This window comes from Chitinibacter sp. S2-10 (assembly GCF_046530675.1).
GTDB lineage: Bacteria > Pseudomonadota > Gammaproteobacteria > Burkholderiales > Chitinibacteraceae > Chitinibacter.
In genome coordinates this window covers 782,460-808,809 of record NZ_CP172558.1, presented here as the reverse complement: position 1 = coordinate 808,809, position 26,350 = coordinate 782,460, and the positions used below count along the sequence as shown (strand labels likewise).

32 protein-coding genes are annotated in these 26,350 nt (G+C 54.0%); 13 read left to right on the top strand and 19 right to left on the bottom strand.

The features are described 5' to 3' along the window. Positions 1 to 58 precede the first annotated feature (58 nt). Complete coding sequence (locus ACG2XO_RS03795; RefSeq protein ID WP_410499489.1) at positions 59 to 2,065, bottom strand: methyl-accepting chemotaxis protein; 2,007 nt, start codon at positions 2,063 to 2,065, stop codon at positions 59 to 61. Positions 2,066 to 2,199: 134 nt separating this feature from the next. Here ACG2XO_RS03795 and ACG2XO_RS03790 point away from each other — a divergent pair, with 134 nt between their 5' ends. Both ACG2XO_RS03790 and ACG2XO_RS03785 read left to right on the top strand, forming a co-directional pair. Further along, a complete protein-coding gene (locus ACG2XO_RS03790; RefSeq protein WP_410499488.1) occupies positions 2,200 to 2,679 on the top strand; it encodes a hypothetical protein in 480 nt (159 codons plus the stop codon). A gap of 2 nt (positions 2,680 to 2,681) precedes the next feature. Then, a complete protein-coding gene (locus tag ACG2XO_RS03785; protein ID WP_410499487.1) occupies positions 2,682 to 4,799 on the top strand; it encodes an ATP-binding protein in 2,118 nt (705 codons plus the stop codon). A gap of 92 nt (positions 4,800 to 4,891) precedes the next feature. Here ACG2XO_RS03785 and ACG2XO_RS03780 read toward each other — a convergent pair whose 3' ends face one another. From ACG2XO_RS03780 to ACG2XO_RS03770, 3 genes are all read right to left on the bottom strand, one after another. Continuing rightward, positions 4,892 to 5,623 (bottom strand): peptidylprolyl isomerase, encoded by a 732-nt coding sequence (locus tag ACG2XO_RS03780; RefSeq protein WP_410499486.1) that lies wholly within the window; start codon positions 5,621 to 5,623, stop codon positions 4,892 to 4,894. 92 nt (positions 5,624 to 5,715) lie between these two features. After that, positions 5,716 to 6,450: an MBL fold metallo-hydrolase gene (locus tag ACG2XO_RS03775; RefSeq protein ID WP_410499485.1), complete on the bottom strand. Its 735-nt coding sequence runs from the start codon at positions 6,448 to 6,450 to the stop codon at positions 5,716 to 5,718. 6 nt (positions 6,451 to 6,456) lie between these two features. Further along, positions 6,457 to 7,044, bottom strand: coding sequence for a hypothetical protein (locus tag ACG2XO_RS03770; RefSeq protein WP_410499484.1), 588 nt, complete (start codon positions 7,042 to 7,044; stop codon positions 6,457 to 6,459). A gap of 133 nt (positions 7,045 to 7,177) precedes the next feature. Between ACG2XO_RS03770 and ACG2XO_RS03765 the strand changes: the two genes are divergently transcribed. The 7 genes from ACG2XO_RS03765 to moaC all read left to right on the top strand — a co-directional run bounded on the left by ACG2XO_RS03765 (position 7,178) and on the right by moaC (position 12,538). Next, positions 7,178 to 7,732, top strand: a complete 555-nt coding sequence (locus tag ACG2XO_RS03765) for an NAD(P)H-dependent oxidoreductase (RefSeq protein ID WP_410499483.1) — start codon at positions 7,178 to 7,180, stop codon at positions 7,730 to 7,732. Between the two features lie 48 nt (positions 7,733 to 7,780). Next, the gene (gene moaA, locus ACG2XO_RS03760) at positions 7,781 to 8,752 is read left to right on the top strand and encodes a GTP 3',8-cyclase MoaA (protein ID WP_410499482.1); all 972 of its coding nucleotides are present in this window, start codon (positions 7,781 to 7,783) and stop codon (positions 8,750 to 8,752) included. Positions 8,753 to 8,948: 196 nt separating this feature from the next. After that, positions 8,949 to 9,500 (top strand): molybdopterin-guanine dinucleotide biosynthesis protein B, encoded by a 552-nt coding sequence (mobB, locus tag ACG2XO_RS03755; protein WP_410499481.1) that lies wholly within the window; start codon positions 8,949 to 8,951, stop codon positions 9,498 to 9,500. After that, positions 9,493 to 10,713 carry a gephyrin-like molybdotransferase Glp gene (gene glp, locus ACG2XO_RS03750; RefSeq protein WP_410499480.1) on the top strand — a complete coding sequence of 407 codons (1,221 nt, stop codon included), beginning with the start codon at positions 9,493 to 9,495 and terminating at the stop codon, positions 10,711 to 10,713. The genes mobB and glp overlap by 8 nt, the downstream gene beginning before the upstream one ends. Continuing rightward, a complete protein-coding gene (moaD, locus tag ACG2XO_RS03745; RefSeq protein WP_410499479.1) occupies positions 10,714 to 10,962 on the top strand; it encodes a molybdopterin converting factor subunit 1 in 249 nt (82 codons plus the stop codon). 1 nt (position 10,963) lies between these two features. Beyond that, positions 10,964 to 11,437: a molybdenum cofactor biosynthesis protein MoaE gene (locus ACG2XO_RS03740; RefSeq protein ID WP_410499478.1), complete on the top strand. Its 474-nt coding sequence runs from the start codon at positions 10,964 to 10,966 to the stop codon at positions 11,435 to 11,437. Next, on the top strand, positions 11,438 to 12,538 hold the full coding sequence (moaC, locus tag ACG2XO_RS03735; protein WP_410499477.1) for a cyclic pyranopterin monophosphate synthase MoaC: 1,101 nt from the start codon (positions 11,438 to 11,440) through the stop codon (positions 12,536 to 12,538). It begins immediately after the preceding gene. Here moaC and ACG2XO_RS03730 read toward each other — a convergent pair. Continuing rightward, positions 12,535 to 12,921, bottom strand: a complete 387-nt coding sequence (locus tag ACG2XO_RS03730; RefSeq protein ID WP_410499476.1) for a SirB2 family protein — start codon at positions 12,919 to 12,921, stop codon at positions 12,535 to 12,537. The two genes, moaC and ACG2XO_RS03730, sit on opposite strands and share 4 nt — an antisense overlap. Before the next feature lie 156 nt (positions 12,922 to 13,077). On the opposite strand from ACG2XO_RS03730, the gene ACG2XO_RS03725 reads away from it, so the two are divergent. Beyond that, the gene (locus ACG2XO_RS03725) at positions 13,078 to 13,845 is read left to right on the top strand and encodes a pseudouridine synthase (protein ID WP_410499475.1); all 768 of its coding nucleotides are present in this window, start codon (positions 13,078 to 13,080) and stop codon (positions 13,843 to 13,845) included. 168 nt (positions 13,846 to 14,013) lie between these two features. Then, positions 14,014 to 14,790 (top strand): TlyA family RNA methyltransferase, encoded by a 777-nt coding sequence (locus tag ACG2XO_RS03720; RefSeq protein WP_410499474.1) that lies wholly within the window; start codon positions 14,014 to 14,016, stop codon positions 14,788 to 14,790. Between the two features lie 35 nt (positions 14,791 to 14,825). On the opposite strand, the gene ACG2XO_RS03715 is transcribed toward ACG2XO_RS03720, so the two are convergent. The 14 genes from ACG2XO_RS03715 to hisB form a co-directional block, all read right to left on the bottom strand. Then, complete coding sequence (locus ACG2XO_RS03715; RefSeq protein ID WP_410499473.1) at positions 14,826 to 15,734, bottom strand: pseudouridine synthase; 909 nt, start codon at positions 15,732 to 15,734, stop codon at positions 14,826 to 14,828. Positions 15,735 to 15,747: 13 nt separating this feature from the next. Next, positions 15,748 to 17,550, bottom strand: a complete 1,803-nt coding sequence (locus ACG2XO_RS03710) for a Wzy polymerase domain-containing protein (protein ID WP_410499472.1) — start codon at positions 17,548 to 17,550, stop codon at positions 15,748 to 15,750. 13 nt (positions 17,551 to 17,563) lie between these two features. After that, positions 17,564 to 18,310, bottom strand: a complete 747-nt coding sequence (gene tatC / locus ACG2XO_RS03705) for a twin-arginine translocase subunit TatC (protein ID WP_410499471.1) — start codon at positions 18,308 to 18,310, stop codon at positions 17,564 to 17,566. A 17-nt stretch (positions 18,311 to 18,327) separates the two neighbouring features. After that, complete coding sequence (gene tatB / locus ACG2XO_RS03700) at positions 18,328 to 18,903, bottom strand: Sec-independent protein translocase protein TatB (protein ID WP_410499470.1); 576 nt, start codon at positions 18,901 to 18,903, stop codon at positions 18,328 to 18,330. A 3-nt stretch (positions 18,904 to 18,906) separates the two neighbouring features. Then, the gene (gene tatA, locus ACG2XO_RS03695) at positions 18,907 to 19,110 is read right to left on the bottom strand and encodes a Sec-independent protein translocase subunit TatA (protein WP_410499469.1); all 204 of its coding nucleotides are present in this window, start codon (positions 19,108 to 19,110) and stop codon (positions 18,907 to 18,909) included. 69 nt (positions 19,111 to 19,179) lie between these two features. After that, a complete protein-coding gene (locus ACG2XO_RS03690; protein WP_410499468.1) occupies positions 19,180 to 19,506 on the bottom strand; it encodes a histidine triad nucleotide-binding protein in 327 nt (108 codons plus the stop codon). A 52-nt stretch (positions 19,507 to 19,558) separates the two neighbouring features. Next, positions 19,559 to 19,882: a phosphoribosyl-ATP diphosphatase gene (locus tag ACG2XO_RS03685; protein WP_410499467.1), complete on the bottom strand. Its 324-nt coding sequence runs from the start codon at positions 19,880 to 19,882 to the stop codon at positions 19,559 to 19,561. Between the two features lie 57 nt (positions 19,883 to 19,939). Next, positions 19,940 to 20,323: a phosphoribosyl-AMP cyclohydrolase gene (hisI, locus tag ACG2XO_RS03680; protein ID WP_410499466.1), complete on the bottom strand. Its 384-nt coding sequence runs from the start codon at positions 20,321 to 20,323 to the stop codon at positions 19,940 to 19,942. Beyond that, the gene (locus ACG2XO_RS03675) at positions 20,320 to 20,652 is read right to left on the bottom strand and encodes a hypothetical protein (protein ID WP_410499465.1); all 333 of its coding nucleotides are present in this window, start codon (positions 20,650 to 20,652) and stop codon (positions 20,320 to 20,322) included. The genes hisI and ACG2XO_RS03675 overlap by 4 nt, the downstream gene beginning before the upstream one ends. Before the next feature lie 15 nt (positions 20,653 to 20,667). After that, complete coding sequence (hisF, locus tag ACG2XO_RS03670; RefSeq protein ID WP_410499464.1) at positions 20,668 to 21,435, bottom strand: imidazole glycerol phosphate synthase subunit HisF; 768 nt, start codon at positions 21,433 to 21,435, stop codon at positions 20,668 to 20,670. A gap of 37 nt (positions 21,436 to 21,472) precedes the next feature. Next, entirely contained in the window at positions 21,473 to 21,820 is a 348-nt protein-coding gene (locus tag ACG2XO_RS03665; protein ID WP_410499463.1) for a hypothetical protein, read from the bottom strand. A 6-nt stretch (positions 21,821 to 21,826) separates the two neighbouring features. Beyond that, complete coding sequence (gene hisA / locus ACG2XO_RS03660) at positions 21,827 to 22,567, bottom strand: 1-(5-phosphoribosyl)-5-[(5-phosphoribosylamino)methylideneamino]imidazole-4-carboxamide isomerase (protein ID WP_410499462.1); 741 nt, start codon at positions 22,565 to 22,567, stop codon at positions 21,827 to 21,829. Positions 22,568 to 22,698: 131 nt separating this feature from the next. Next, positions 22,699 to 23,355, bottom strand: coding sequence for an imidazole glycerol phosphate synthase subunit HisH (hisH, locus tag ACG2XO_RS03655; RefSeq protein ID WP_410499461.1), 657 nt, complete (start codon positions 23,353 to 23,355; stop codon positions 22,699 to 22,701). Beyond that, positions 23,356 to 23,949 carry an imidazoleglycerol-phosphate dehydratase HisB gene (hisB, locus tag ACG2XO_RS03650; protein ID WP_221005578.1) on the bottom strand — a complete coding sequence of 198 codons (594 nt, stop codon included), beginning with the start codon at positions 23,947 to 23,949 and terminating at the stop codon, positions 23,356 to 23,358. It abuts the gene before it with no gap. 407 nt (positions 23,950 to 24,356) lie between these two features. On the opposite strand from hisB, the gene ACG2XO_RS03645 reads away from it, so the two are divergent. Together ACG2XO_RS03645 and ACG2XO_RS03640 are read left to right on the top strand one after the other, a co-directional pair. Next, positions 24,357 to 25,169: a polysaccharide deacetylase family protein gene (locus ACG2XO_RS03645; RefSeq protein ID WP_410499460.1), complete on the top strand. Its 813-nt coding sequence runs from the start codon at positions 24,357 to 24,359 to the stop codon at positions 25,167 to 25,169. A 127-nt stretch (positions 25,170 to 25,296) separates the two neighbouring features. Continuing rightward, positions 25,297 to 26,334 carry a hypothetical protein gene (locus ACG2XO_RS03640; RefSeq protein ID WP_410499459.1) on the top strand — a complete coding sequence of 346 codons (1,038 nt, stop codon included), beginning with the start codon at positions 25,297 to 25,299 and terminating at the stop codon, positions 26,332 to 26,334. The last annotated feature ends 16 nt before the right edge of the window (positions 26,335 to 26,350 follow it).

Here is a 26,350-nt window from a genome sequence, read left to right as displayed (position 1 = left end):
AATTGTATTGCGATTTACAAGCCTATACATGATGGGTGTATAGGCTTGTGCGGTTGAATTAATTGAGCTTGAACTGGCTGACCAGACGGTCAAGTTCGCTTGAGTTATGTTGCAGTTGATTGGACAGCGCCGCATTCTGATCGGCGCTGCGACTGATGTCTTCGGCCATTCGGGCGATGCGCTCGACACTTTGGGCGACCAGATGCGATGCCGATTTCTGTTCGGACATGGCGGTGTTGATTTCGCCGACTGCGCTGAGCTCGGCGCGGCTGCTGTCGCGGATATGCGCCAGTGCATCATTGGCTTCGCCGACACTTTGACTGCCACGCTCCATTTCCCGGGTCGCTTTTTCCATGCCGACGGCTGCCGAAGCAGTGTCTTGCTGGATTGTCGCGACCAACTGATGAATTTGCCCGGTCGATGAGGTTGTGCGCTCGGCCAGTTTTCTCACTTCGTCGGCGACGACGGCAAAGCCGCGACCTTGCTCGCCGGCGCGGGCGGCTTCAATCGCGGCATTGAGTGCCAGCAAATTGGTTTGTTCGGCAATTTCCTTGATGACCTGAACAATCTGGCCGATTTCGATCGAATGGTCTTTCATGCTGTCGACATTGCTGCCAAGGATTTCCAGATCTTTGGCGAGCTGGGTAATTTCGTGCAAAACCGACTGCATGATGCGCTGACCCTGATCGACTTCGTTTTGCGCCAGTTGAGCCTGCTGTTCGGACGAGGCGGCGTGCTCGGAAACCGAAGCAATGCTGACACTGATCTGTTCCATCGCTGCGGCCATCGCACCGGATGCATTGGCTTGGGTGCGGGCCGCTTCAACCACGGAGGCCGCATTGTGGTTGAGCTGGGCTGCGGACGTGGAGAGTGCCGAGGCATTATTGCGGATTTGCTTGATCAACGTTCTGAGTCCACTCGCCATCTGGTTGAAACTGTCGCAAACATCGGCAAGTTCGTCGCTGACGCCAAGCTGTACATCCTGGCTCAGATCGCCCCGGGCAAAGCGCTCTGCACCTTGGCGCAATTGATTGACTGACTGTGAAATCGACAGGAAGGCCGCGGTGAGCAGATAGCTGCCCAGCAGCAACATCAGTCCGGCCAGCCCAAAGACCAGCAGTCGGTTGCGCTGACCATCCGCTTCGCGTGTTTCAAGTGAAACACTGACATCGTTGAGCATCTGATCTGACAATTGATTGATCTGTTCAATCGTTTTGCTGAGCCGGGCAAAATGCGCAGCCGGGTCAACGCTGATGGTTTCGCTGGCAAAGGTTTCCTGCAAATAGGCTTGTTCTGCGCGTAGTTGGGCGCTGAGTTTCTTGATGTTGTCTATGGCTGCCTGCTTCTGGGTGTGGGTAATTTTTTGTTCGATGATGGCTGGCGTGATGCCGATCATTGCTGTGAGTGTGCTCATTTGCAATAACTCGGCAGGGCTGGCCGACTGGCTGCTGGCAAGGCGCGCACCCAGTCCGCGGACTTTACCTAGCGTTTCGGTGACCGGCAGCAATTCGCCAAAGAAAATCGACTGCTGATAATAACTGTCGACTTCGGATTCGAGTGCCAGACCGGATTCATGCGAAATGCTGCCCATAAAAGTGAGCAGCGATTCGACGACCTTGGTATGGTTGGCAAAATTATCGGTCGGCGTTGCTTGTTTCCAGTTCGCGCTCAGTTGTTCGATCTGGGGTTTGATTTGTTGCCATTGAGTTTGCAGCGTTGAATTTGATTCATCGCGAAATAGTTGATCAGCTTTTTGTAGCTGAATGCTCAGTTTTTGTTCGTTTTCAGTGATGGCGGTGGCAAAATCGGTTTTGCCCTGCAGGTATGAGCTGCTCAGCCCACGATGTTGCTGGGTCAGGTCGATGACGCTGCGAACCTGAATAGCGGAGTCCAAACCGGCGCGTTCGCTTTCAAGCAAAGCGATATTGGCATTGATGTCGATCGCGATGCGCCCCAGCATGTAAAAACTGGGAACCGCCAGAATCAGGGCGATCAGAATGAATTTCTGGGCAAACCTTAACCGGGCTACCAAAGCAATTGCGGGGGCAAAAAGTGCGTGCATCATCAAGAATCCTGAGAGTCAGTGTCTTGAATCATTGTAATTGAGGCTGTTGTTCAGGCAAGTTTTGTTCGGCTCTGGATTTTGATGCCTGTCAAATTCATTGGCGTGTTAAATTTTCGATGTGAAGGAGAGAATCAATGCTACGCAATCTGTTGCTATGGGTGAGTTTATTGCTGTGTGGTGTGGCAGTGGCAGGTGAGGCCGAAAAGCCGAAAGTGATTTTGTCTGTGCAGGGTAAAGTCGCAGCACCGCTCGAGCTGACGTTGGCCGATCTGGATAAATTGCCGCAAAAGAAAATGACGGTTCCTACGCCCTGGTATCCCGAGCCGCAAACGTTTGAGGGGCCTTTATTGCGTGATGTGATGAAACTGGCTAAAAGCAAGGGCGGCAACACCCTCAAACTGCAGGCGCTGAATGACTATACGATTGATATACCGGGCAAGGATATGCAGCAATATGATGTGATCGTCGCCAGCCGCTTGAATGGGCAAACCATGTCGGTCAGAGCTAAAGGACCGTTATTCATCATGTATCCCTTTGATCAGCACGAGAAATTGCGCAATACCGAATATTACCGCCGCTGCGCCTGGCAGCTTAAACAGATCGTCGTGGAATAAACATGTCGCGGCGATTTTTGCTGAGCTTGCTGTTGATAAGCAGTGTCCTGCTGTTCAATTTCAGCCTGATTGTTTATTTCGAACAACAGCAAAAAGCCGAGCTGGTGGACTTTGCCGAACAGGGTGTTGGTAATCAGCTATGGCAGGTTTTTCAGTTTCGTGGTGAATATCAGCGTTTGCGCGAAGCAATGATTCAGCGCAACGAAGACGATTTTTTGTTGCGTTTCGATATTGTCTATAGCCGCGTTTATGGCTTCGAGCTGGATGAAACGCTCAAAAATTTTTCTGATCCTGCTTTGCACGAGGTTTTTTATCCGAACGCGAAGCGCTTTGTCGATGAAATTGACAAGTTATTGCAGCAAGGATCGATCACGCCAGAAAAATGGGACATTCTGCATGACAAAATTGCTCAGCAGCAGGCGCCGATTGAAGAAATCGTCCAGCGAGTCCGCACCGAAGAAACCAAGCTCAATGACAAGAAAAAAGAGCGATTGGCGAGACTGGGGGTCTGGCGCATTGCACTTGCCTCATTGCAAGTGATTTTATTGCTGACGTTTGCGGCGCTGGCGCTCAGTACGCTCTGGCGTAGCGAGCAGCATCGGCAAAAACTGCAGGAGTTGAATCATTCGCTCGATGATGCAAGGCAGCAGGCCGAAATCGCCAATGCGGCCAAGAGCCGCTTTCTGGCACACATCAGCCATGAAATCCGCACGCCTTTGACTTCGATTTTGGGCTACACCGAACGCTTGCGGCAAAGTGCCCAGTTGAATGAATCCCAAAAAACCGCATTAAGCCATATCGCCCACTCCGGGCAGCATTTGCTCAGTCTGCTCAATCATGTCCTTGATTTGTCCAAGTCGGAAAGTGGCAAGCTGCAGCTGCATAATGAAGCATTGAGCCTGTCGCAACTCAAGCTGGAACTGGAAAGCATGTTTGCCTTGATGGCCCAGCAAAAAAACCTGAATTTCCGAATTGAGCTGGCTTTGCCTTTGCCGCCGTATTTGCAGCTGGATGCCGGCAAAGTACGGCAAATTCTGATTAATTTGATCGGCAATGGCATGAAATTTACCGAGCAGGGCGAGGTCGTGGTTTATTTTTCGGGCCAGTCAGTGGGTGAACACTACCGGCTTGAAATGCGGGTTCTTGATTCCGGCTGCGGTATTGCCGAGCATGAACAAATGCATTTGTTTCAGCCTTTCGAGCAAACCGACAGCGGCAAGCGGATCGGCGGAACCGGACTGGGTCTGGCGCTGAGTCGGGATTTTGCCCGTTTGATGGGCGGCGATATTGTAGTCTCTAGCCAGCTTGGGCAGGGCAGCGAGTTTATTGTCACGGTCAACACCAAAATCATAGCCGAAGAGGGCGTTAAGCCAAGGGGTATGTCCGTGCAGCCCTTGTCAGGCAATGATCATCAGCTGATACTGGTCGTTGAAGATCAGAAGGTGAATCGTGATTTGCTATGTGAAATCGTCGAAGAGGCAGGCGCAAAGACGCTGGCGGCTGAAAATGGACTGGCTGGGTTACAAATGGTGGCGGATCATCCGGACATCACCCAGATCCTGCTTGATTACCAGATGCCGGGGCTGGATGGTTTGCAAACGACCGAGCGATTGCGTCAAAACGGCTTTAGCAAACCGATTTTTCTGATTTCAGCATCGCCCGAATTTGAATTGCGCCAGCAGCCGCAATTTGCCCTGCTCAATGGTTATTTGAGCAAACCCTATCAGTCGCAAGATTTGCTTGAATTACTCGGTTTGAATCGGGTTGCAGATGTCCGGCTGGCCGGTGCGGCGCAGCCCGATTCATTGCTACTGGTCGATCGTGCACAGGCACAAAGCCGTTTGGGATTTAGCGATGCGCGTTTTATCGCGCTGGCGCAAACCGGCTTTGCCCGTCTGCAGGATCTGGAACAGGATTTTGTCTTGGCGCTTAAAAACGGCGAAATCGAAATCGCACAACGTCATGCACACAGCGCCAAAGGCGTTGCCGCGCAACTGGGGGCAGTGGCGCTGATGCAGCAATGGGCATTGCTCGAGGTCAATCCGCAATTACTGAACCCGACGCCGCAGGCACTGTGCCAGCTGCGGGAACAGAGTTGGGTCATCATCCAGCAAGCATGAAAAAACCGGGCATCAGCCCGGTTGATTTATACCCTGTCGGGTATTTTGATGCAGGTTATATTTAATATGTCCTGCGTCGATATACCCCTGTATCAGGCCATGGCTGGCAGGCTGTAGCCGTCGATTTTTGCGTTTTGTACCAATTGAGCCAGATAGTCGTGCATCGCTTTGCGGCCGGCCATATCGGTCAGGAAGGCTTGCAGACGTTCTTTGACTTCGTCAAAGCTGACCAGACCGCCATCGTTGCGCTCGTTGACCTGAATGATGTGGTAACCGAACTGGGTTTCAACCAGATTCGGCGTGATCTGACCGGCGTCGGTGCTGAAAACGGCCTGTTCAAATTCCGGCACCATCTGGCCACGGCCGAACTGACCGAGACTGCCGCCTTGCTGGCCTGACGGGCAAGTTGAGTGCTCTTTGGCCAGTGCTGCGAAGCGTTCCGGATTGGCTTGCACTTCAGCCAGTACGCCTTCGGCTTTTGACTTGGCCAGACTGGCCGCCAGACCTTCGCCGAGCGGGAACAGAATATGGCTGGCAACGGCCATTTCGCCGCGGCGGAAACTGTCCTGATTGTTGGCATAAAATGCCTGGCAAGCCGCATCATCGGCTTCTTCAACCTTGATTTCATTATCGAGCAAAGCGCCAATGCTTTCTTCTGGCGTCGCTGCCGTAATGCCTTGGGCTGCCGCTTGCTGCACCAGCAATTCACGCAGGATCAGCTCCTGAATGGCGGCATCGCGTGCGCTCGGTGCTTGCGTGTGCTTGTCTTGTTCGCCTGCGATTTGTTCTTCGGTGATTTCAACGCCATTAACGATGATGGTCATGAGCTTTTTCCTGTGGGTGACGTATTGACGCCAATAATGAAAAACGCCGCACCTGGCGGCGTTCAAAAATAATGGGGGCTATTTTAACAAGATCAACCCAATCCGACTTGTAATTCGTCAAACCAGTCGATAAAGCGTTTGACGTCAGCGCCGCGATAAATCGCGCCGTGTTGCGGGCAAAGCAAGTCGATATCAAGTTGTCGGACCCGATTGATCCAGTTTTTCTTGGCGGTGTTCGATCCCATCCAGCGGCGGTGAAAACCTTCGGCAAAACGGATATGCGTATCAAAATCTTCGACATAGAGCTGTTCATGGCCTGGTGGCAGCATCGCAGCACCGATGTCGCCGCTGAACAGCAATTTGCAAGCCGGGTCGTACAAATGAAAATTGCCTGATGAATGCAGGTAATGCGCCGGAATCGTTTGCAGTTTGGCTTTGCCAATACTCAGCTCGACGCCTTCGTCAGGAATCGAAACCAGCGTGTCGGCGTCGCAGCCAAAATGGGGAATAAAACCACCCCAGAGCCCGGAAACATGGCATTTGATGTCGGGGTTGAAGTCATTCCATAAGCCGAGCGATGAAATCACGTCCGGATCCTGATGCGAGGAAAAAATCCGACGTACGGTGCGCGGGTCAACGACTTCGGACAGCGCGGCAAAAACCACCGGAAAGACTTCGGCACCACCGGGGTCGCACAAGATGCTGTCTTCACCGGTGGTGACGACGTACTCATTGGTGTCGATCAGATGATTGGGACGCTGCGGATCGCGGGAAATGGCAAACCAGCGATGCGTATCTGCGCTGGCGATAAGCTGAGCTTTTTTCATTCGGCCTCAATTGAGTTTTTGGGTAATCCGTTGTAAAGAATCGAGCCGCAGCAAAATGGCTTCGATCTTGCTGGCAAAGGCTTCGGATAATTCGGCCAGCACAGTGCGCATCGTGCCGCTGTACGCCGACTCGATGCGGGCGGTGCGCGCCAGCACCAGACCGAAAGTACACGATTGATTCGCATCGCTTAGGCAGTCGTGAAACCGCTTGGGGTCGATGTCGGTGCTAAAGCGGCTGCGGGCGTACTGCATGGCCGGTTCGAGCATTTGTCGCAAAGTGTCTGAATAGGCCGCTGCGTCAGCCAACCGGGCCAGCCGTCGTTCGGCTTGCAAGCGCAAGGTGGCTGATGAGAGCAATTGCTGGGTCAGTTCATCCAGACCGCGCATGGCGCGTTGCAGCTCGATGCTCAGCAGGCGCAATTCATTGGAAATCACGCCAAAACCACGCGCCGATTCGCCGGCTTTTTTAGCCAGCAAAATGGCATTGAGCCCCATCAGATTGATCTCAAAACAGTTGCGAACCACCGTTTTGACTTCTTCATGAATCAGGACGGATTGCCGCAAAGCGCTGATTCCGCCGGGGGCATTCGACATGACTGCAACCTCTTGTCTGACAGGGAGTTTCTTTATAGTCAGTAAAAATGGCGCGTAACAACCATACTGAAGGGGTATGCCGCCATCTGACGCAGCGCTCAAGCACTGCCAGTAGAAGCGGCCTGGGGGAATCATGAAAAACCTGATTATTTTCTCTCACCCGCACCTGGCCAACTCGCAAACGCATCGCACCTTGATCGATGAAATTGCCGAGCTACCAGAGGTCAAAATTCATCATCTGGAAAGCATGTACCCTGATGGCGATATCGATGTGCTGGCCGAACAGCAGGCGTGCGAGCATGCCGAGCGGATTGTCTGGCAGTTCCCGTTGTACTGGCATAGCTGTCCGGCGATGCTCAAGCGCTGGCAGGATGAGGTTTTTGCCCGCGACTGGGCTTTTGGTGCCAAGCGGGCGCTGGACGGCAAAACGCTGCAACTGGTCGTCAGCACCGCTTCGGTGGGTAGCTTGTACGATGCGGACAAAACGATTTCAACCGAAGTACTCTGGTATCCGATGCGGCTGACTGCCGAAGCACTGGGGCTGCATTGGCAAACCCCGCTGGTGCTGCACGATGTCGAACATTTGCCGCGCTCGCCGTTTGAGCAACAGCATCACACCGCGATTGAGGCATTTGCCTATTCCTACCGGGATTTATTGAGTCGCGCATGCCTCGCTGGGGGTATTTAGTGTCTGCAAATGATAGGGCATACTCGGTGATCACGGTGGAGGTCAGCAATGTTGCAGGATCGGTTTGGTCGGGCCATTGATTATTTGCGGGTGTCGGTGACGGATCGCTGCGATCTGCGCTGCAGCTATTGTCTGCCTGCACGATTCAAGGGTTTTGAAGAACCCGAACACTGGCTGACTTTCGACGAAATTACGCGGCTGGTCGGCGCTTTTGCCCGGCTGGGCGTGCGCCGGGTACGGCTGACCGGCGGCGAGCCGCTGTTGCGCCGCAATCTGCCCGAGCTGGCCGGGCGTTTGAAGGCATTGGGCTTAGATGATCTGGCACTCTCGACCAACGCCACGCAGCTGGCCAAGCACGCGCAGGCGCTGAAAGACGCTGGCGTCACCCGCGTGAATGTCAGCCTTGATAGCCTTGATCGACAATGCGTTTCCACCATTACCGGCAGCGATTCATTCGATAAAGTCATGGCCGGACTGCAAGCCGCTGCCGAGGTCGGTTTGAACCCGATCAAGCTCAATATGGTCGCGATGCGCGGCGTGAATGACGCCGAGATCGACACGATGGCCGAGTTTGCTTTTGAGCACGGCTATATTCTGCGGATGATCGAAGCGATGCCGATGGGCGACACCGGCCGTAATACGCAATACCTCGATCTGGGGCCGATTCGTGATCGGCTGGTGGCGCGTTATGATCTGATTCCTGAAGTGATCGAGTTGGGCGGTGGCCCGGCGCGCTATTGGAAAACCCGCGATGGCATCGGGCGGATTGGTTTTATCACGCCGATGTCGCAGCATTTTTGCGCCACCTGCAATCGCGTCCGACTGACCGTCGACGGCACTTTGTATATGTGTCTGGGGCAGGAAAGCGCGTTTGAATTTCGCCCGCTGCTACGCGGCGGCGCGAGCGATGCCGAGTTGGAAGCGGCCATCCTGCACGCCATTGAACTCAAGCCCGAACGGCATGAATTTGTCGAGCAACCCGCCAAGCTGATCCGCTTTATGTCGCAAACCGGAGGCTAGGGTAGCGCTTAGGGTATATGTATGCAGGGTAATTGATATATGCTCTGCATGAAGATACATCCATAGGTATTGTAAGTAGGCAGACAAAAGTTTCCGTCCATCGTTAGCTCGCCTCGCTGTACTACTTGTACTATCTTCGGCTTCGCTGCCTTGTGCGACAGGGTGGCCTTGAGCCAAAACTTTTGGTCAATTACTTATGTCCCACGTCCTCGCCATCGCCGGATTTTCCGGTAGTGGCAAAACCACACTGATTACCGCCTTGCTGCCTGAATTTGCCAAATATGGCTGGCGCGTTAATGTCATCAAGCACTCGCATCACGATCTGGAATTCGAGCCGCCGGGCAAAGACTCGGCGCGCTTTCGTGCCGCTGGTGCGGGCGAGGTGATGGTCGTGTCGCCATATCGCTTTGCGATTTTTCATGAGCTGGAACCGACTGAGGTGGCCGAAACGCCGCCGCTGGCTGAGCAAATCGCCCGGCTTGCGCCCGCCGATCTGACGCTGGTCGAAGGCTTCAAGCGCGAGCCCATCCCGAAAATCGAAGTCTGGCGCGCCGCCAACGGCAAGCCGCCGCTGTTTCCTGACGACGAGTACGTGATGGCCATTGCGATGGATATGCAGGATATGAGCGGAATGCAAGATGCAGCAGATCAGATTCTTGCCTGTGGGCTGCCTATTCTCGATTTGAACGATACGGGCGCAGTGGCGCAATTTATCCTTCATTATTTTTCGGAACACAACAATGCTTGATTTTGAATCTGCACTTGAGCAGTTGCTCGCACAAGCACAGCCGGTAACGGCGATTGAAACCCTTGCTCTGGCTGACGCTTTAGGTCGCGTTTTGGCTGATGATTTAAGCTCGACGATCAATGTTCCCGGCTTTGACAATAGTGCGATGGACGGGTATGCCCTGCATGTGCCAGATTTTACCCACCCTCCAGCGCAATACCCTGTCGTTCAGCGCATCGCTGCCGGTGAGGTTGGCGCAGCGCTGGCGCCGGGCGAAGCGGCGCGGATTTTTACCGGCGCGCCGATTCCGGCCGGCGCGAACGCGGTGGCGATGCAGGAAGTGTGTACGGTCAACGACGGTCAGTTGACCGTAAATCTGGCTTTGCAGGACGGTGCGAATATCCGCCGCGTTGGCGATGACATTGCCACTGGCGCGGTGATTCTGACTCGCGGCAGCGTGCTGACACCTGCAATGATCGGGCTGGCGGCGTCAGTCGGTGTCGCGTACCTGCCCGTGATTGCACCGCTGCGCGTTGCGCTGCTCAGCACTGGCGACGAGCTGGTCGAGCCGGGACAGCCCTTGGCGGGCGGGCAGATTTACAACTCGAATCGCTATGTGCTGATCAATGCGCTGAAGGCTTTGGGCTGCGTGGTGACTGATCTGGGGATTGTGCCTGATGATCGCGAAGCGACGATTGCAGCACTGCAAGCCGCGGCAGAATCCCACGACATTCTGATGACATCAGGTGGGGTATCGGTCGGTGAGGAAGATCATGTCAAGGCTGCAATCGAATACCTCGGTAAATTGAATCTATGGAAAATCGCCATTAAGCCGGGCAAGCCCTTTGCCTTCGGCAAAGTAGATAAAACAGACTCGTGCGGGCGGATTGGCGGCTGCGATTTCATCGGACTGCCCGGCAATCCGGTGTCGGCGCTGGTGACTTTTTTGATGCTGGTGCGGCCCTTTATTCTGGCGCGGCAAGGTGTGCAGCAGGTTTTACCTTCACGCATGCCGCTGATCGCCGATTTTGATTGGAAAAAAGCCGGAGACCGGCGTGAATTTCTGCGTGTTCGGCGCAATGCAGCCGGACAGCTTGAGCTATTTGCCAAGCAGGGCTCGGGCGTGCTGACGTCTATGGTCTGGGGTGACGGACTCGTCGATTTGCCGGCTGGGCAAACCATCGCTAGCGGTGATGTGGTGACTTATATTCCATTTAGCAGTTTGGGGGCGTAAATGTTGAATGTGCTGTATTTCGCGCGCTTGCGCGATGCGTTGGGTGTTGCGCAGGAAGACATCCCCGAAGGTGCGGCAACGGTGCGCGAGCTGGTCGCGCAACTGGTTGCACGCGGTGGCGTTTGGGCTGAAGAACTCGGCGGCGCGCGCGTGTTTCGCGTGGCGATCAATCAGGACATGGCGCAGCTGGACGACGCAATTCCGGCCAACGCCGAAATCGCCATTTTTCCGCCGGTTACCGGGGGGTGAGATGAATAAAGAGCGGATTCACGCCGATAAAATCATCGTTCAGCAAGCCGACTTTGACGTTGCCGCCGAATATCAGCGCCTCGTGGGCGATCCGGTGATCGGCGCGGTGGTGATGTTTGTCGGGCGCGTGCGCGATCTGAACCCGCAGCCTGAACTGGTCAGTCTGCATTTGGAACACTATCCGGCGATGACGACCAAGGCTTTGCAACAGATTGTGGCGAACGCTCACGAGCGCTGGCCGCTCGATGCGGTGACGCTGATTCATCGCGTTGGCGCAATGAAACCGAGCGAACAAATTGTGCTCGTCCTCACCGCCAGCGCGCATCGCGTTGCCGCTTACGAAGCAAATGCCTATATTATGGACTTCCTGAAAAACGAAGCGCCGTTCTGGAAAAAGGAAGTGGGCAACGATCACAGTGTGTGGGTTGAAGCCAAAGAATCCGACCGAGCCGCGCAGCAACGCTGGGAGTCCTGAATGAATCTGGATGCTGTGATTTTGGCTGGCGGCCAGGCGCGCCGTATGGGTGGACGCGACAAAGGGCTGATTCCACTGGCTGGCAAGCCGATGGTCGCGTGGATGATTGCGGCATTGCAAAAGCAATCGGTGCTTGTTGATCAGATTTTTATTGCCGCCAACCGCAATCTGCCTGATTACAGCGGCTTTGGTTACACCGTATTGCGTGATGTGTATCCCGATCATCCGGGCCCGATGGCGGGTATTCATTCCGCGCTGCTGGCGTCTCCAGCTGAGGCGCTGCTCGTTGTCCCGTGCGATGTGCCTTGCTTGCCCAATGACTTGCTCCTGAAATTTCGCGCCGCGCTCAATGCCACGGGCGCTCCGGCTGTCGTCGCGAAAACGGCCGACGGACAGACGCACTGGTCGATTTGTCTGATCCGGCGCGAATTATTGCCATCCTTGCTGGAATGCCTGAGTCAGGGGCAAAACCGCTTGGGTCAATGGCTGAGCGAACAGGGCGCCGAATTTGTGACTTTTTCAGATCGTGATATGTCGTTTGCCAATATCAATACGCCGGAAAATCTTGCCAGTCTGGCAGACCGTCTGACGGCTGCAGCTCAAACCGTGACGCAGGGCGATTTGACGCATTTTAATGCCGCCGGAAATGCGCATATGGTCAATGTCGGCAATAAAGTCGAAACCCGACGCAGCGCCACCGCGCAAGGCGAGATCATCATGCTACCTGACACGCTGCGGCTGATCGAAAGCGGCAATCACAAAAAAGGCGATGTACTCGGCGTCGCGCGAATAGCCGCGATTATGGCGGCGAAAAAAACCAGCGACCTGATTCCGCTGTGTCACCCGCTACCGCTGACTGCGGTCAATGTCGAATTTGTCATCGACCGCATCAATTCGTCGGTACGCTGCAGCGTAACGTGCGAAACGCTGGGACGTACCGGAATCGAAATGGAAGCGCTCACCGCAGTGCAGATCGGCCTGTTGACGATTTACGATATGTGCAAAGCAGTCGATAAAGGCATGGTAATGAGCAACGTGCGGCTGCTGGAGAAAATCGGCGGCAAGTCGGGGCACTGGAGTGCGCCGGACGCCGGAGCTTAAGCAAGCCAGGGTAAAGGATTGCGGCTCATTGCCACCGCAACGATATAGCCATACGTCGCCAGCGCGGCGAACAAAGCGATGACGCGAATCTGCATGGTCTTGCCGCGTTTGAGCGCAATCGTTCCCAGTACGATATACAACAGCAAAGCGCCTATCTTGGCGGCAATCCACGGCGAGTTGCCGGGGCTTTGCTGCGTGATCACGGCCAGATAAATCGCCGCACTGAGTAAACCGGTGTCGATGATATGCGGCGCGATTTTGCAGATTTTATGCTGCAGCCAGGCCGATTGACGCAGCATCAGCACGCCACGAAACAGAAAAAATGCACCCGACAGCAAGGCGAGCGTGATGTGAAGGTGGCGAACTGCGAGATAGTATTCCATTTTTGTGCTCCAGATTTTTGCGGCGACATGGGCACGCCCTCTTGGCGGCATTGCCTACTTAGTGGACTTATCGTGTGCTTTGGTCGGAAAACAGATTCTAAGCATCGCATTAAACCAGTAAAATGGCGGATTGTCGGCTTCAAACGTAGAAAAATCATGTCAGATCAACAAGATCAAGCACCTAGCGAGCTAGAACCGCTGCGCCTGTCAAAACGCCTTGCCCAATTGGGCCTGTGCTCGCGCCGCGAAGCCGACGAATACATCGCCAAGGGCTGGGTACGCGTCGATGGCGAAATCGTCAACGTGCTCGGCACCAAAGTTCTGCCCAGCCAGACTGTTGAGCTCGACCCGATTGCCAAGCAGATTCAGGATAATCGCGTCACCATTCTGATCAATAAGCCGGTGGGTTATGTCTCAGGGCAGGCCGAAGACGGTTACGAACCGGCGGTGGTGTTGTTTAAACCCGAAAACCAGTGGGAGGGCGATACCAGCGGCATCAAGTTCTCCCCGGTGCATTTTCAAGGCCTCGCGCCAGCCGGGCGGCTCGATATTGATTCGGTAGGCCTCTTGGTGCTGACGCAGGATGGCGTCGTCGCCAAAACGCTGATCGGCGAAAACTCGCAAGTTGAAAAAGAATATCTGGTGCGCGTTTCCGGCCATCTGAAAGCCGATGGTCTGCGCTTGCTGAACCACGGCCTCTCGCTCGACGGCGAAGCGCTCAAACCGGCGCGCGTCTGGTGGCAGAACAAAGATCAGTTGCGCTTTATCCTGCGCGAAGGCAAAAAGCGCCAGATTCGCCGCATGTGCGAGCTGGTTGGTCTGCAAGTCGTCGGTCTGCAGCGCATCCGCATCGGCCGCATCCTGCTCGGCGATTTGCCGCGTGGTCAGTGGCGTTATTTGCGCGCTGATGAGTCATTTATCTAAGAGCGTATTTTAAAGGTGCTGCGCATCCCGTGATAACGGTTCGGGCGGTGCTCGCAATCCTCATGTACAAATGTACATTCCGGTTACTGTGCCCCGGCCTTTCCGTTCTGACGGGCGCTCGCTACTTTTAAAACACACTCTTGCAATAATTGGTCGAAGTAGGTGTCTATGTCGTTGCAGCGCGCCGATTTGTTTCTCGTTGAAAAAGGTTACGCCAGTTCGCGCACACAAGCGCAGACGATGATTGCGGCTGGTCGTGTTTTTGCTGATGGCAAACCGATTAGCAAAGCGGCTTTCAAGCTCGATGCGCAGGCTGAAGTTACGATTACGCCTGATGAAGTTGATCGCTATGTGTCGCGCGGTGGACTCAAGCTCGCGGGGGCTTTGGCGAGTGCCAAACTCGATGTGAGTGGCATGCTGGCGCTCGACGTCGGCATTTCGACCGGCGGCTTTACCGATTGCCTGCTGCAATCGGGCGCGCGTAAAGTCATTGGCGTTGAAGTCGGTCACGATCAACTGCACCCGCGTTTGCTCGCCGATGATCGCGTCGTGCAGTTTGAAGGCGTCAATGCGCGTAATCTGAATCCCGACATTATTGCGCCTGCTTTGATGGCCGAGCCGCAGGATACGACAATCGATCTCGTCGTTGGCGACGTGTCGTTTATTTCGCTGACGCTGGTGTTGCCGGCGCTGCGCTCGGTATTGCCTGTGGACGGTTTGCTGCTGTTTCTGGTCAAGCCGCAATTCGAGCTGGGGCCACAGGCGCTGGCGCGTGGTGGCATTGTTCGTGATGAAGCGCTGTATCCGCAGGTCGAAGCCAAGATCCGCGCAGCGGCTGAGGCCGCGGGTTTTGCCGTGCTCGATTATTTCGCCAGCCCGATTGCTGGTGGCGATGGGAATCGTGAATTCTTTATTTATGCTAAAGCAGTGGGTATGTTGCTGTAGCTGGCTATTGAAAATGGCTGCAGCTGCATACCCTGTCAGGGCCAGCTCAGCTCGCGGCGTGAAGTGAAAGTACGTTGCGCTCTGCTGAACGGATCGACAAATTTTAACTCGCGCGCGAGTAGTTGCAGCGGCTGGCTGAAGTCGTCGCCTTTGTCGTCGAGCACGATCGGATACCATGGATCGTTCAGAATCGGGATTTGCAGCGCGGCCAGATGCGCGCGCAGCTGGTGTTTTTTACCCGTGTGCGGCTCAAGCTGGTAACGCGCCCAGTTGCCGCGCTGTTCGAGCAGGCTGATTCTGGTTTCACTATTGGGCTCGCCAGCAACCTCAGACATCGTGAAAAAATCGCTGCCCGCTTCAGTCAAACGCGAACGGTGAACCCGCGGTAGTTCAAGGTCGGCGCGAAACGGCGCGATGGCTTCGTAGGTTTTCTGTACCTCGCGCGATTCGAACAATTGCTGATAAGCGCTGCGGCTGGCGCTATCGAGACAGAACATCATTACGCCGGCCGTTTCCCGGTCGAGCCGGTGTACCGGGGCAATATCGTCGGTGGACAGCATTTGCCGCAGTCGCACCAGCGCAGTTTCGCGCACATAACGCCCGGCCGGAATGCACGACAGAAAATGCGGCTTGTCGATGACGACGATGCGTTCGTCCTGATACAGAATATCGATGCTAAAAGGCACTGGCGCTTCGTACGGTACGTCGCGGTAATACCACAGATACGCACCAGCCCGGTAAGGCGCATCGGCTGCAATTGGCTGGCCGTCGTCGTCATAAATTTCACCATTTTGCAGCCGCGTTTCGATAATCGCCGGGTCGAGATAAGGGAAGCGCTCTAGCAAAAATTCACGCGCAGTGAGCCATGTGCCGCCCGGCAACATGGCGGCACAACTGGCTGCCAGCCCGTCGCGCAGCGGTAAGGGTGAAAGCGCTTTTTTCATGGCGTAACGGTTGTTAATCCAGTTTGACCGCTACCGACGCCGCACTGGCCTCGGGAATATCCGGGCGCTTGATTTTGAAGTCGAGCTTGGCGTTGAAAAAATCACGCGCTTCGTCGATGTCTTTCAGCAGCGCACGCACTTCGGGTTCTTTAAAGCCGAGTATGGTCTGATAGTAATAATCAAAACTTTCCGGGTAGGCAAAAGCAGCGCGGCGCATCAGTTGATGTGCAATCGCCTGATTGCCGCTCAATGCTTCGAGCACCGCCTGATCGGTCATCTGGCCGGGATAGGGGCGGATCGCGTTCTGCTTACGCAGAATGCCCAGTTTCCACGCCATTTCGCTCTTGCTGGCGATAATGTAATTCGATAACGCGTGTTCGGCAAAATAATCAATCAACGGGTTTTTGCGCAGGATTTCCAGTTGCGCAATTCGCTGCGCATTGGCTTTCTCATTATCGGCCGGGTCCATGATCGGATAGATTTTCAAGTAAATCTGTCCACCAGCAATCGAGAGCGCCAGCGCGATACCACCCCATAGCGTCCAGCTTAGCCGTGCCCAGTTGCTGCTGATACCCAGCTTGATTTGCCCCGGCTGCATGAAAACCAGAATCAGCGCAAAAGGGCCGAGGAAGTGGAAATACCACAGCGGATATTCGACCAGACTATGTAGCACCGAAACGCTCGCGAGCGCTGCGGCAAACATCACGGTCGGGCTACGCCAGTTGCGCAGTACATTGAAATAAGCGTAGGCAATCCCGGCCAGAATGATGCTGGTCGCGAAAATGCCGGTTTCAGCCAGCAGATTGAGCACCGAATTGTGCGCGTGAGTAAACAGCACGCTTTCCGAAACAATCGCGAATTCAGGGTTGGTTTGCAGGCTATTGCTGAAATAGGGATAGCTGCCCCAGCCAGCGCCGAGCCAAGGGTGCTGCAGGAACGTGATCCATGCTTTTTGCCATTCAACCAGACGGCGCGAACCGTTCGAATCGAGCCGGTCCAGCCCGGTTGGCACCTCGTTCTTGGCTTTGAGTAAGACTTGCAGGACATCGCTGACGATAGGCGCGATAAATTGCATCGCGATAATCAGCACGGCGGCGATGGTCAGTGCTTTGCCAAGTTCACGCGCTGTTTCAGCGCCACGCCACCAGATGAATAAGCCCATTGGCAGCCAAGCCAGCGCATACAAAAATGGCGAGCGTGATCCGCAGAAAGCCAGCGAGAGTGATAACCAGATGGCGACGATCCAGAACAGCCATTTGGGCATTTCGTCGCGTTGCGTGACCAGATACGCGGCGCTGGCCAGACCCCAGGCCAGATAATGCCCGTACATATTTTTCTGACCGATATTGCCGAAAATCAGTCGTGGCCCATCCTGAATCAGCTGCATGATTTGCTGAACAGCTAGACCCGAATTGAAAATCGCTCCGGCCAGCAGCCCCCAGGCAAAGAAATTAAGCAGCCGGTTTGCGCCGTAAATGCTGATTGCGCGAGACAGCGACCAAGCAGCGCCTGCCGCACCGAGTGCATAGATAGCAGGGTAAAGACGATCACTGGCATAAATCTGGGGTAGCAATAGCGCCTGCACGCCGATCAGCGCGGCAAAGGCGATCCACATCATACTGACCCATGGCGGATTGGCTTGTTCGCGCCGATCACCAGGCAGCAGAACGCCGGCCAGCGTGATCAGTACGCAAAAGAAAAATGCGGCGAGCTCGGATGGGAAAACCGGGTTTGGATCCCAGCGAAATGGAATTCCGCAAGGAACTGCGGCAAGCAGAAAGAGCAGGCCTTGATAAAGGCGAAGTTGCACGGGCATATTAAAACTCGGTTTAAAGGACTGGGGTTGCGGTTTTAGGGGGCTGATACAGCCAGCTTGCGACTAATACCCCTGCCTCGTATAGCAGCCAAAGCGGGATGGCTAATAGGCATTGGGATAATACGTCGGGTGGTGTCACGATAGCGGCAATGACAAAAGCGCCAACGATGACATAGGAGCGGATTTCGCGCAGTTTTGCGACGCTGACAAAACCCATGCGCACCATGATAATGACCGCAATCGGCACTTCAAAAGTGACGCCAAATGCCAGAAACATGCCCATCGCAAAATCGAGATATTCGCCCGAATCGGGCAACCATTGCATGCTGGCCGGGACGACCGAAGCAATGAATTTGAACACCACGCCGAAGACCAGAAAATAGGCAAAGCCCATGCCGAGCAGAAACAGCAAGGTCGAGGCGATGATTAGCGGTGCAATCAGTTTCTTTTCATGCGTATACAGACCCGGCGCGACAAAAGCCCAGACCTGATACAGCGTGTGCGGCAATGTGACGACGAAAGCGGTCATTGCGGCAATTTTGACTTGTACCAGAAACGGCGAGGCAATGCCGATGGTCACGAGTTTTTGCCCGGGCAAAACGGCAGCCAGTGGCGCGACCAGCAGATCGTACAGTTGAGCCGAGAAAGCAAAAGCAATCAAAAAGCCGACGATAAAAACCAGCGCACCGCGAACGAGGCGGGTACGCAGCTCGACCAGATGGCTGATCAGGGGTTGCAGGTTGTCGCTGAGTTCACTCATGGCTTGGTGTCATTGTGTTAACGGCGATCCGATGAAGTGTCGGATGCCTCGTCCAGATCGGCAAATAAATCGAGCTGATTGTCCGGTGCGCCGGGGGCGGCTTCGACTGCAGCAAGCTGCGGTTCGGCCGAAGCACGGGTTTTGCTGGTCGATACCGGCTCTTGAGCCGCATCGTCATTGGCGACGAGCTTGCGCGGTTTTCTTTTGCCCGCGCTGGTATCGCTGTCTGCGGTGGTTTGCTGGATTAAAGGCTCGTCGGGTTGGACGGGTGGATTTTCATCGGTGACGCCTGGTGCTAGCTGCTGTTGAAAATCAGCTTCCAGCTGCTGGAGTGCCAGACTGGATTCGGCCAGCGGTTGATGGATGGTGTTTTTGATTTCGGCGGCTTCGGCTTCGATTTCCTGCTGAATCTGCGCCAGTTCGCTGGCCTGCATTTCACGCTGCAAATCGCCTCTCACATTATTGACGAAACGCTGCAGTCGACCGAACAGCATCCCGGCAGTACGTGCCACTTTGGGCATTTTTTCCGGGCCGACGACGATCAGCGTCACCGCTCCAATAATGAGTAATTCACCCAGGCTAACGTCAAACACGGCTTATTTCTTGTCGCTTTCGCTGACGTCGATCACGCGGGGTGCATCCGGTTTTTTCGGCGCTTCTTCTTCGCCTTTTACCCCGTCTTTAAATCCCTTGATCGCCGAGCCGAGGTCTTTGCCGATATTGCCGAGTTTTTTGGTGCCGAAAACCAGAATGACGATGGCCAGAACGATCAGCCAGTGCCAAATGCTGAATGAACCCATGATAAATTCTCTCTTCAATGTTATTGGGGTATGTCAATCAAGGCCAATATCTGATTGGCCTTCGGCTAATTACTGGGCTGGGGTACCAAGGACGTGCAAGTGCAGATGGAAGACTTCCTGCCCGCCTGCGTGGCCCGTGTTGATCGCGGTTTTGTAGCCCGCAGCCAAGCCCTGTTGCCGTGCCAGAACCGATGTCAATCCTAACATTTTCCCCAGTAAGGCTTCATCTTCTTTGGTGGTAGTCAGCAAGGAATCGATGTGACGTTTGGGAATGATCAAAAAATGCACTGGCGCAGCAGGTCGGATATCTTTGAAGGCGAGTAATTCATCGTCTTCATAAATTTTATCCGCAGGAATGTCACCCTTGGCTATTTTGCAAAAAATACAGTCGCTCATTGTTGTTCCTTGTTAGGAATGGGGGCGTGTGCCGGGGCGAGGCAATTATGCTTTACGCGCCACGGGATGCTTTTTCTTCGATGCCGGAAATGCCTTCACGGCGGGCAAGTTCGGCCAGTACATCCTCACTGCTCAAGCCTTCATGGGCGAGCAGTACCAGCGTATGAAACCACAAATCGGCCACTTCGCGAACCAGATGCAGTTTGTCGCCATCCTTGGCGGCCATGATGGTTTCGACGGCTTCTTCACCCACTTTCTTTAAAATGGCTTCCTGACCCTTGCTATACAACTTGGCAACGTAGGACGAACCCGGGTCGGCGTTGCGACGCTCGGCCAGTGTTTGCGACAAACGCTCCAGAATTTCGGTCGAAATCATGTCGTGCTCCTAGTACTTCAAAAATATTGCCCGATTATATGGCGTGCGAATGATGAATTAATGACCATAAATGGCATCTGGATCTTTTAAAACGTCTTCAGTAACTTGCCATTGACCATCAATCAGCGTGCGGAAAAAACAGCTTTCGCGTCCGGTGTGGCAAGCAATCCCGCCTTGCTGCCGGATTTTGTAAATCAGTACGTCGCCGTCGCAGTCGAGCTGAATGTTTGAGACATGCTGAAAATGGCCCGATTCTTCGCCTTTATGCCATAGTTTCTGGCGCGAGCGCGTCCAGTAATGCGCCGTGCCTTTTTCCGCCGTCAGCGCCACCGCTTCACGGTTGGCGTAGGCAAACATCATCACACGGCCGGTGGCCTCATCTTGTGCGATTACCGGAACCAGACCGGCATCGTCGTACTTAATTTCATCGAGCCAGCTCATTGCAAGATCACTTTTTCTGCGGTGAAATCGGCGGCAGGGGCGTAATGCACTACCCATTGCCGGACTTCGTTGGCGTTGATTTTTCCAAGCGTGCCTTCCATTTTGATCGGCTCGCTGACGCGGCCATTGGCGTCAACGACATTCGGAGGGCGTTTGAATTCGGTTGCGACCGCCGATTTGACCGTTAAAAACAAGGTCAGCTCATTTTTCAAACCATGACGCATATTATCGACTTCCATCGATACATTGGCAGGCGTCTGAATACTCATATCACACGCCTGCGCCATGCTGGCGAACAGGAGCAATGCAAGCGCCGCAATTTTTTTCATGGTTTGCCCATCCTTTTAGAAGCGAACTTCAATGCCTGCTGCGTGCATGGCTTCCTTGGCTTGACGCACCGAATATTCGCCAAAGTGGAAAATACTCGCTGCCAGCACTGCGTCGGCGTGGCCTTGTTTGACGCCATCGACCAGATGCTGCAGATTGCCGACGCCACCTGAGGCAATCACCGGAATATTCACTGCATCGGAGACGGCGCGAGTCAGCGGCAGGTTGAAACCAATCTTGGTGCCGTCTCTATCCATGCTGGTCAGCAAAATTTCGCCAGCGCCAAGTTGCTGCATTTTCAGCGCCCATTCAACGGCATCGAGCCCGGTCGCGCGGCGACCGCCGTGCGTGAACACTTCCCAGCGGCTATTGGTCGCGTCGGTCGCCTTGGCGTCGATGGCGACGACAATCGCCTGGCTGCCAAAGCGGCTGGCGGCTTGCCCGACCACTTCGGGGTTAGAAACAGCAGTCGTATTGATGCTGACTTTGTCGGCTCCGGCATTGAGCAGGCGACGGACATCATCGGCTTTGCGCACGCCACCACCGACGGTCAGCGGAATAAATACTTGCGACGCAACGGCTTCGATCACGTGCAAAATCAGGTCTCTATCATCACTCGACGCAGTAATGTCGAGAAAAGTCAGCTCGTCAGCACCCTGATCGTTGTAGCGCTTGGCAATTTCGACCGGGTCACCGGCATCACGCAATTCAAGAAAATTGACGCCTTTGACGACGCGACCGGCAGTCACATCGAGGCAGGGGATAATACGTTTGGCTAAAGGCATATTTTTTCCGAGTGGCGTCTGGCGGACGACCCCACTGCTATTCTTGCTGTTGGGCTTTCCAGCTCTCCCACACGGCTTGTGCCGTTTCGGCATACTGACTGAGGCCGCCGGCAAATTCCGGTGTAAACCACTGGGTAAACACATTAAAAATCAAAAGCTGCACATCTTCGGCGTTCATGCATTGCGGCAAACTGCGCAAGATGCTGCCGACCTCGGGAGCGTACCCTTCAGGATCGCCAACCAGACGAATCATCATCGGGTCAGTGTCGAACAGAATCTGGCAGACTTGAGCAAACCAGACCGGATTGGACTCACGAATCAGCTGGCCAATTTGCCGCTCTTCGGTTGCCCAGTCCAGCCATTCGGGTTGCTTTTCATCGCTCATGACTAATTAGTCGCAGAGCTCGTCGGCCAGTTCCTGTGCTTTGGCAAAATCAATGGTGCCTTCATAGATTGCACGACCAGTGATCACGCCTTCGATACCTTCTTCGGCCACTTCGCACAGTTTGCGTACGTCGTCCAGATTGGTCAGGCCACCCGAAGCAATCACCGGAATCGTCAACGCTTGCGCCAGTTTCACAGTTGCTTCGATATTGACGCCAGAGAGCATGCCATCGCGGCCGATGTCGGTGTAAATCACGCTTTCAACACCGTAGCCTTCAAAGCGTTTGGCCAGATCTATCACTTCGTGGTCGGTGATCTTGGCCCAGCCATCAGTGGCCACCATGCCGTCTTTGGCGTCCAGACCAACGATGATCTGACCAGGGAAGGCATCGCACGCTTCGTGCAAAAAGCCCGGCTGCTTGATTGCAGCGGTGCCGATGATGACGTAATCAATGCCGGCATCAAGGTACATTTCAATGGTTTCCAGCGAACGGATTCCGCCGCCCAATTGCACCGGTACTTCGCCATTGACTGCTTTCAGGATCTGTTTCACTGCAGATAAATTTTTAGGTTTACCGGCAAATGCGCCATTAAGGTCGACCAGATGCATACGGCGGGCACCCTGGCCTAACCAGTGCGAGACAAAGCTGGCAGGGTCATCGGAAAACACCGTTGCATCGTTCATTTCGCCCTGACGCAAGCGAACACATTGGCCGTCTTTAAGATCAATTGCAGGAATAATCAGCATGATTTAAAAGCATTTAGTAAAAGGGTTAAGATAAATGACTTGGTGAAAGAAAGAATACATTGTTTTGCAATAAATGCATCATTTGCTAGCTCAAGCTGTCGCAAGCAATCCAAAGTTCATGAAAACTGAGCTTATGGACGCCAGTGAACAAAGTTTTTCAACAATTGCAGTCCGGCAGTATGGCTTTTTTCCGGGTGGCACTGGATGGCAAAAATATTGTCACGCGCGACTGCGACTGCAAAGCGGTCTGGGTAAGCCGATTCGATGATGGTATCGGCGTCGCTATCAGGCGCAAAATGGTAACTGTGGACGAAATAGAAGCGCTCAGCTTCGCTGATTCCAGCCCACAGCGGATGTGTCCGTTTGATGAACATTTCATTCCAGCCCATATGTGGCACTTTCAATTTCTGCCCGTCAGCGCCGACCATCTTTTCCGGCTTGAATTTGACGACCTTGCCTTTGAAAACGCCCAGGCAATCCATATCGCCTTCTTCGCTGTGCTCGAACAATAATTGCGCACCAACGCAAATACCGAGGAATGGTTTGCTCGCTGCGGCGTCCAGCACGGCTTGTTTCAGACCGCTCTCGTTCAGCTCGCGCATACAGTCGGGCATCGCACCTTGCCCGGGGAAAACCACTTTATCGGCACTGGCGATCACCGCCGGGTCCGCGGTCAGAATAATCGTGGCATCGTCACCGGCAACCAGCTCGAAAGCCTTGGTGACCGAGTGCAAGTTGCCCATGCCGTAGTCGACGATAGCAATGATCTGTTTTTGAGCTTGGGTCATTTAGCCTACCAGTGTGCCTTTGGTTGATGGCGTAATGCCGGCCATTCGTGGGTCAAACTCGACGGCCATGCGCAGCGCGCGTCCCAAGGCTTTGAAAATGGTTTCGGCCTGATGATGGGCATTCTTGCCTTTCAGATTGTCGATGTGCAGGCTGATTGCGGCGTGATTGACAAAGCCGCGGAAAAACTCGCCGAACAGATCAACGTCAAAGCCGCCGATCATCGCACGGGTGTATTCGCAGTCGTATTCGAGGCAAGGGCGGCCTGACAGATCGACGACGACGCGGCTGAGTGCTTCGTCGAGTGGCACATAGCTGTGGCCGTAACGCACAATGCCTTTTTTATCGCCAACGGCTTTGGCAAAAGCCTGGCCGAGCGTAATGCCGACGTCTTCAACGGTGTGGTGTGCGTCGATATGCAAATCACCAACGGCTTTGATTTCGATATCAAACAGGCCGTGGCGCGCGACCTGGTCGAGCATGTGCTCAAAAAAAGGCACGCCAGTATCAAATTTGCTCACGCCTGTGCCGTCAAGGTTTAGCGTGATCGTGATCTGGGTTTCCAGCGTATTGCGAGTAACAGTAACTTGGCGCATCGATGAGTCTCGTCAACGGCAATGCCGAATAATCCGCTATTTTCCAATAGATTCGCCTTGGCGGGAAGCGCTGATAACATGAAAAGCGCTCAAAAACGAAAGAAAGTCGTTGCTTGATCTCTGCCAGGCGGTAAAAAAGCCGGCAATTGCCGATCTCCCTAGGCGTTTGATTTTTTACGCTTTTTTATTTCAGTTGTGCGTAAGGCTGTGGCAATGCTCGTAGCGAGCTCGGTTGAGTTAATCGGTAACAGCATCTTTGCCATGGTTGTGCCGCATCAGATGACTTTTTTGCATTGGTAAAAGCGCAGAGGCTCATATTGCACATGGCCTGACTGACTGCTACACATTGACAGTTGAGTGGCGAGGCCGCGGGAGCAATCTGATAATCGATATTTTAAGGGGTTTGTATGGGTATTTTTAATCGTACGCTGTTGATTTTAATACTGTGGTCGCTTGGGCAGGCGGGGGCGCAAACCCCGCCGCATTTGCGTACGCCTTTTATCGAGGACTGGGGGCAGGTGAAGCCTGAAACGCTGGAGCGTCAGGCCAAAGCCTTTGCCGGAACTTTTTTTATTGAAGGTCCGGGAGATCGCAAGGAAATTGCACTTACTTTTGACGATGGTCCCAGTGACGACACGCCCGCGTTGCTTGATTTGTTGAAAAAAGAAAACGTCAAAGTGACTTTCTTCTGGCAGGGGCAAAATGTTTTGCAGTACCCCGAGATTGTGCGGCGTGCTCTGGCCGAAGGGCATGTCTTGGCCAATCACAGCTTTAGCCATCCGAACCTGAGCAAAATGGAAGACGGCGGCATGTGGTGGGATTATCAGATGGAAAGAACGCAGCAGGCTTTTCAGAAAGTCGCCGGATTTCAGCCGGCCATGATGCGCCCGCCTTATGGGTTTTTGAATGATAAGCAGATTAAGTCATTGCGAGACAAAGGTATGACGGCCATTTTGTGGTCGGTTGATAGCGCTGATTGGTTTCATATTTGGCAAAACAGTCAAGATGAGATGGCCAGTAGCAAAATTGAAGCAGTGATCAAGCAATATATTCATCCGGAAGCGATTGTGTTAATGCATGACTCTGGCGGCCGTGGGCGAAAACCGACGATTATGGCGACCAAGGCGCTGATTCCGTATTTGCGCCAGCAAGGTTATGGCTTTACGACGGTGGATCGTTTGCTCAATATCCCGGTAAGACAGGCTATTTCGGGCGAATAAGCTTACGGATGATTGCGCAGGGGTATAAGCCCTGGGGCAAATAAGAGCCTGAGTTTGGGCTCTATACCTTTGCGGGTATCTTTGCCTGTCGATTTTGTGTTAAAAAGAGGCTTACAGAGGGAGAATTATGCTCACCGACAGGCCCAATCCCCGCCAGCAAAGCCTGGATGCAATTGCTGCAAAGATTTTTACCGAGCCGGCTTTGGCTCGCAAGCAATGTATTGAATTGCTGGAGCAAGCGCGGCTGGGCGCCGATGGCAAAACCTTTATTGCTGCGGCTGTGCAATATTCCTTGATCGAAGACCAGCTCGGCGATGCACACGCGGCGCTTAAGCTGCTGTCCGAAGCCATGGCCTATGCGCAGGAATTTCATCTTATCCACGAAATTCCAGTGATTCTGGAGCAAATGGGGTGTTGTTACTATTCGCTGGCGCGCTATCCACAGGCGCTGCAATGCTGGCGGCAATGCGCGATGCTGTGTGGCAATCAGGCATCAATGAGCAAAACGCGTGGGCTGGCACTGATTGGTCTGGGGCGAATTTGTGATGCCGCAGGCAATAATGAGCTGGCGGTCAAAATGCATCAATCCGGGCATCAATTACTGCAGATTACCGATGATGCCTATCTGATTACGATGGCCAAAATCAACTGGGCGGTCAATCTGCAAAAATTGCAGCAATATGACGCGGCTTGCATATTGCTGAGCGATGCTCTGGTTTTGAGCCAGCAAAACCATTTGCCGCACCATATCGCCGAAATTTTGTTCCGGCTGTCGCAAATTGCCATCGTGCAGCAGCAGGATGGATTGGCTGAATCTTATATCGAAGACGGCATGTTGACTTTGTCGGAAACGCCGTATCACTGGGTCGAAGTCAATCTGCTGGCCGAATGGGCGCGATTGCAAGCTAGACAGGGCAAGTTGATTGAGGCTTTGGCCACCGTAAAACGAGGTCTGGAGTTGGCTCAGACCGATGACTTCAAGAATCTGGAAATGGTTTTGTTGCAGCAGGCACAAGGCTATGCCAACGATATGGGCTTGTCGCTGATCGCTGACGAATATCAGCGCAAGGCGAGTTTTTTATTACTGCATCTGCAGGATGAAATCCCGGCAAGCGAGCAGCTGGATCTGGATGGACTTAATGCCCTGGCTTTGCCGGGCTTATAAAATTGAAATGGGTATA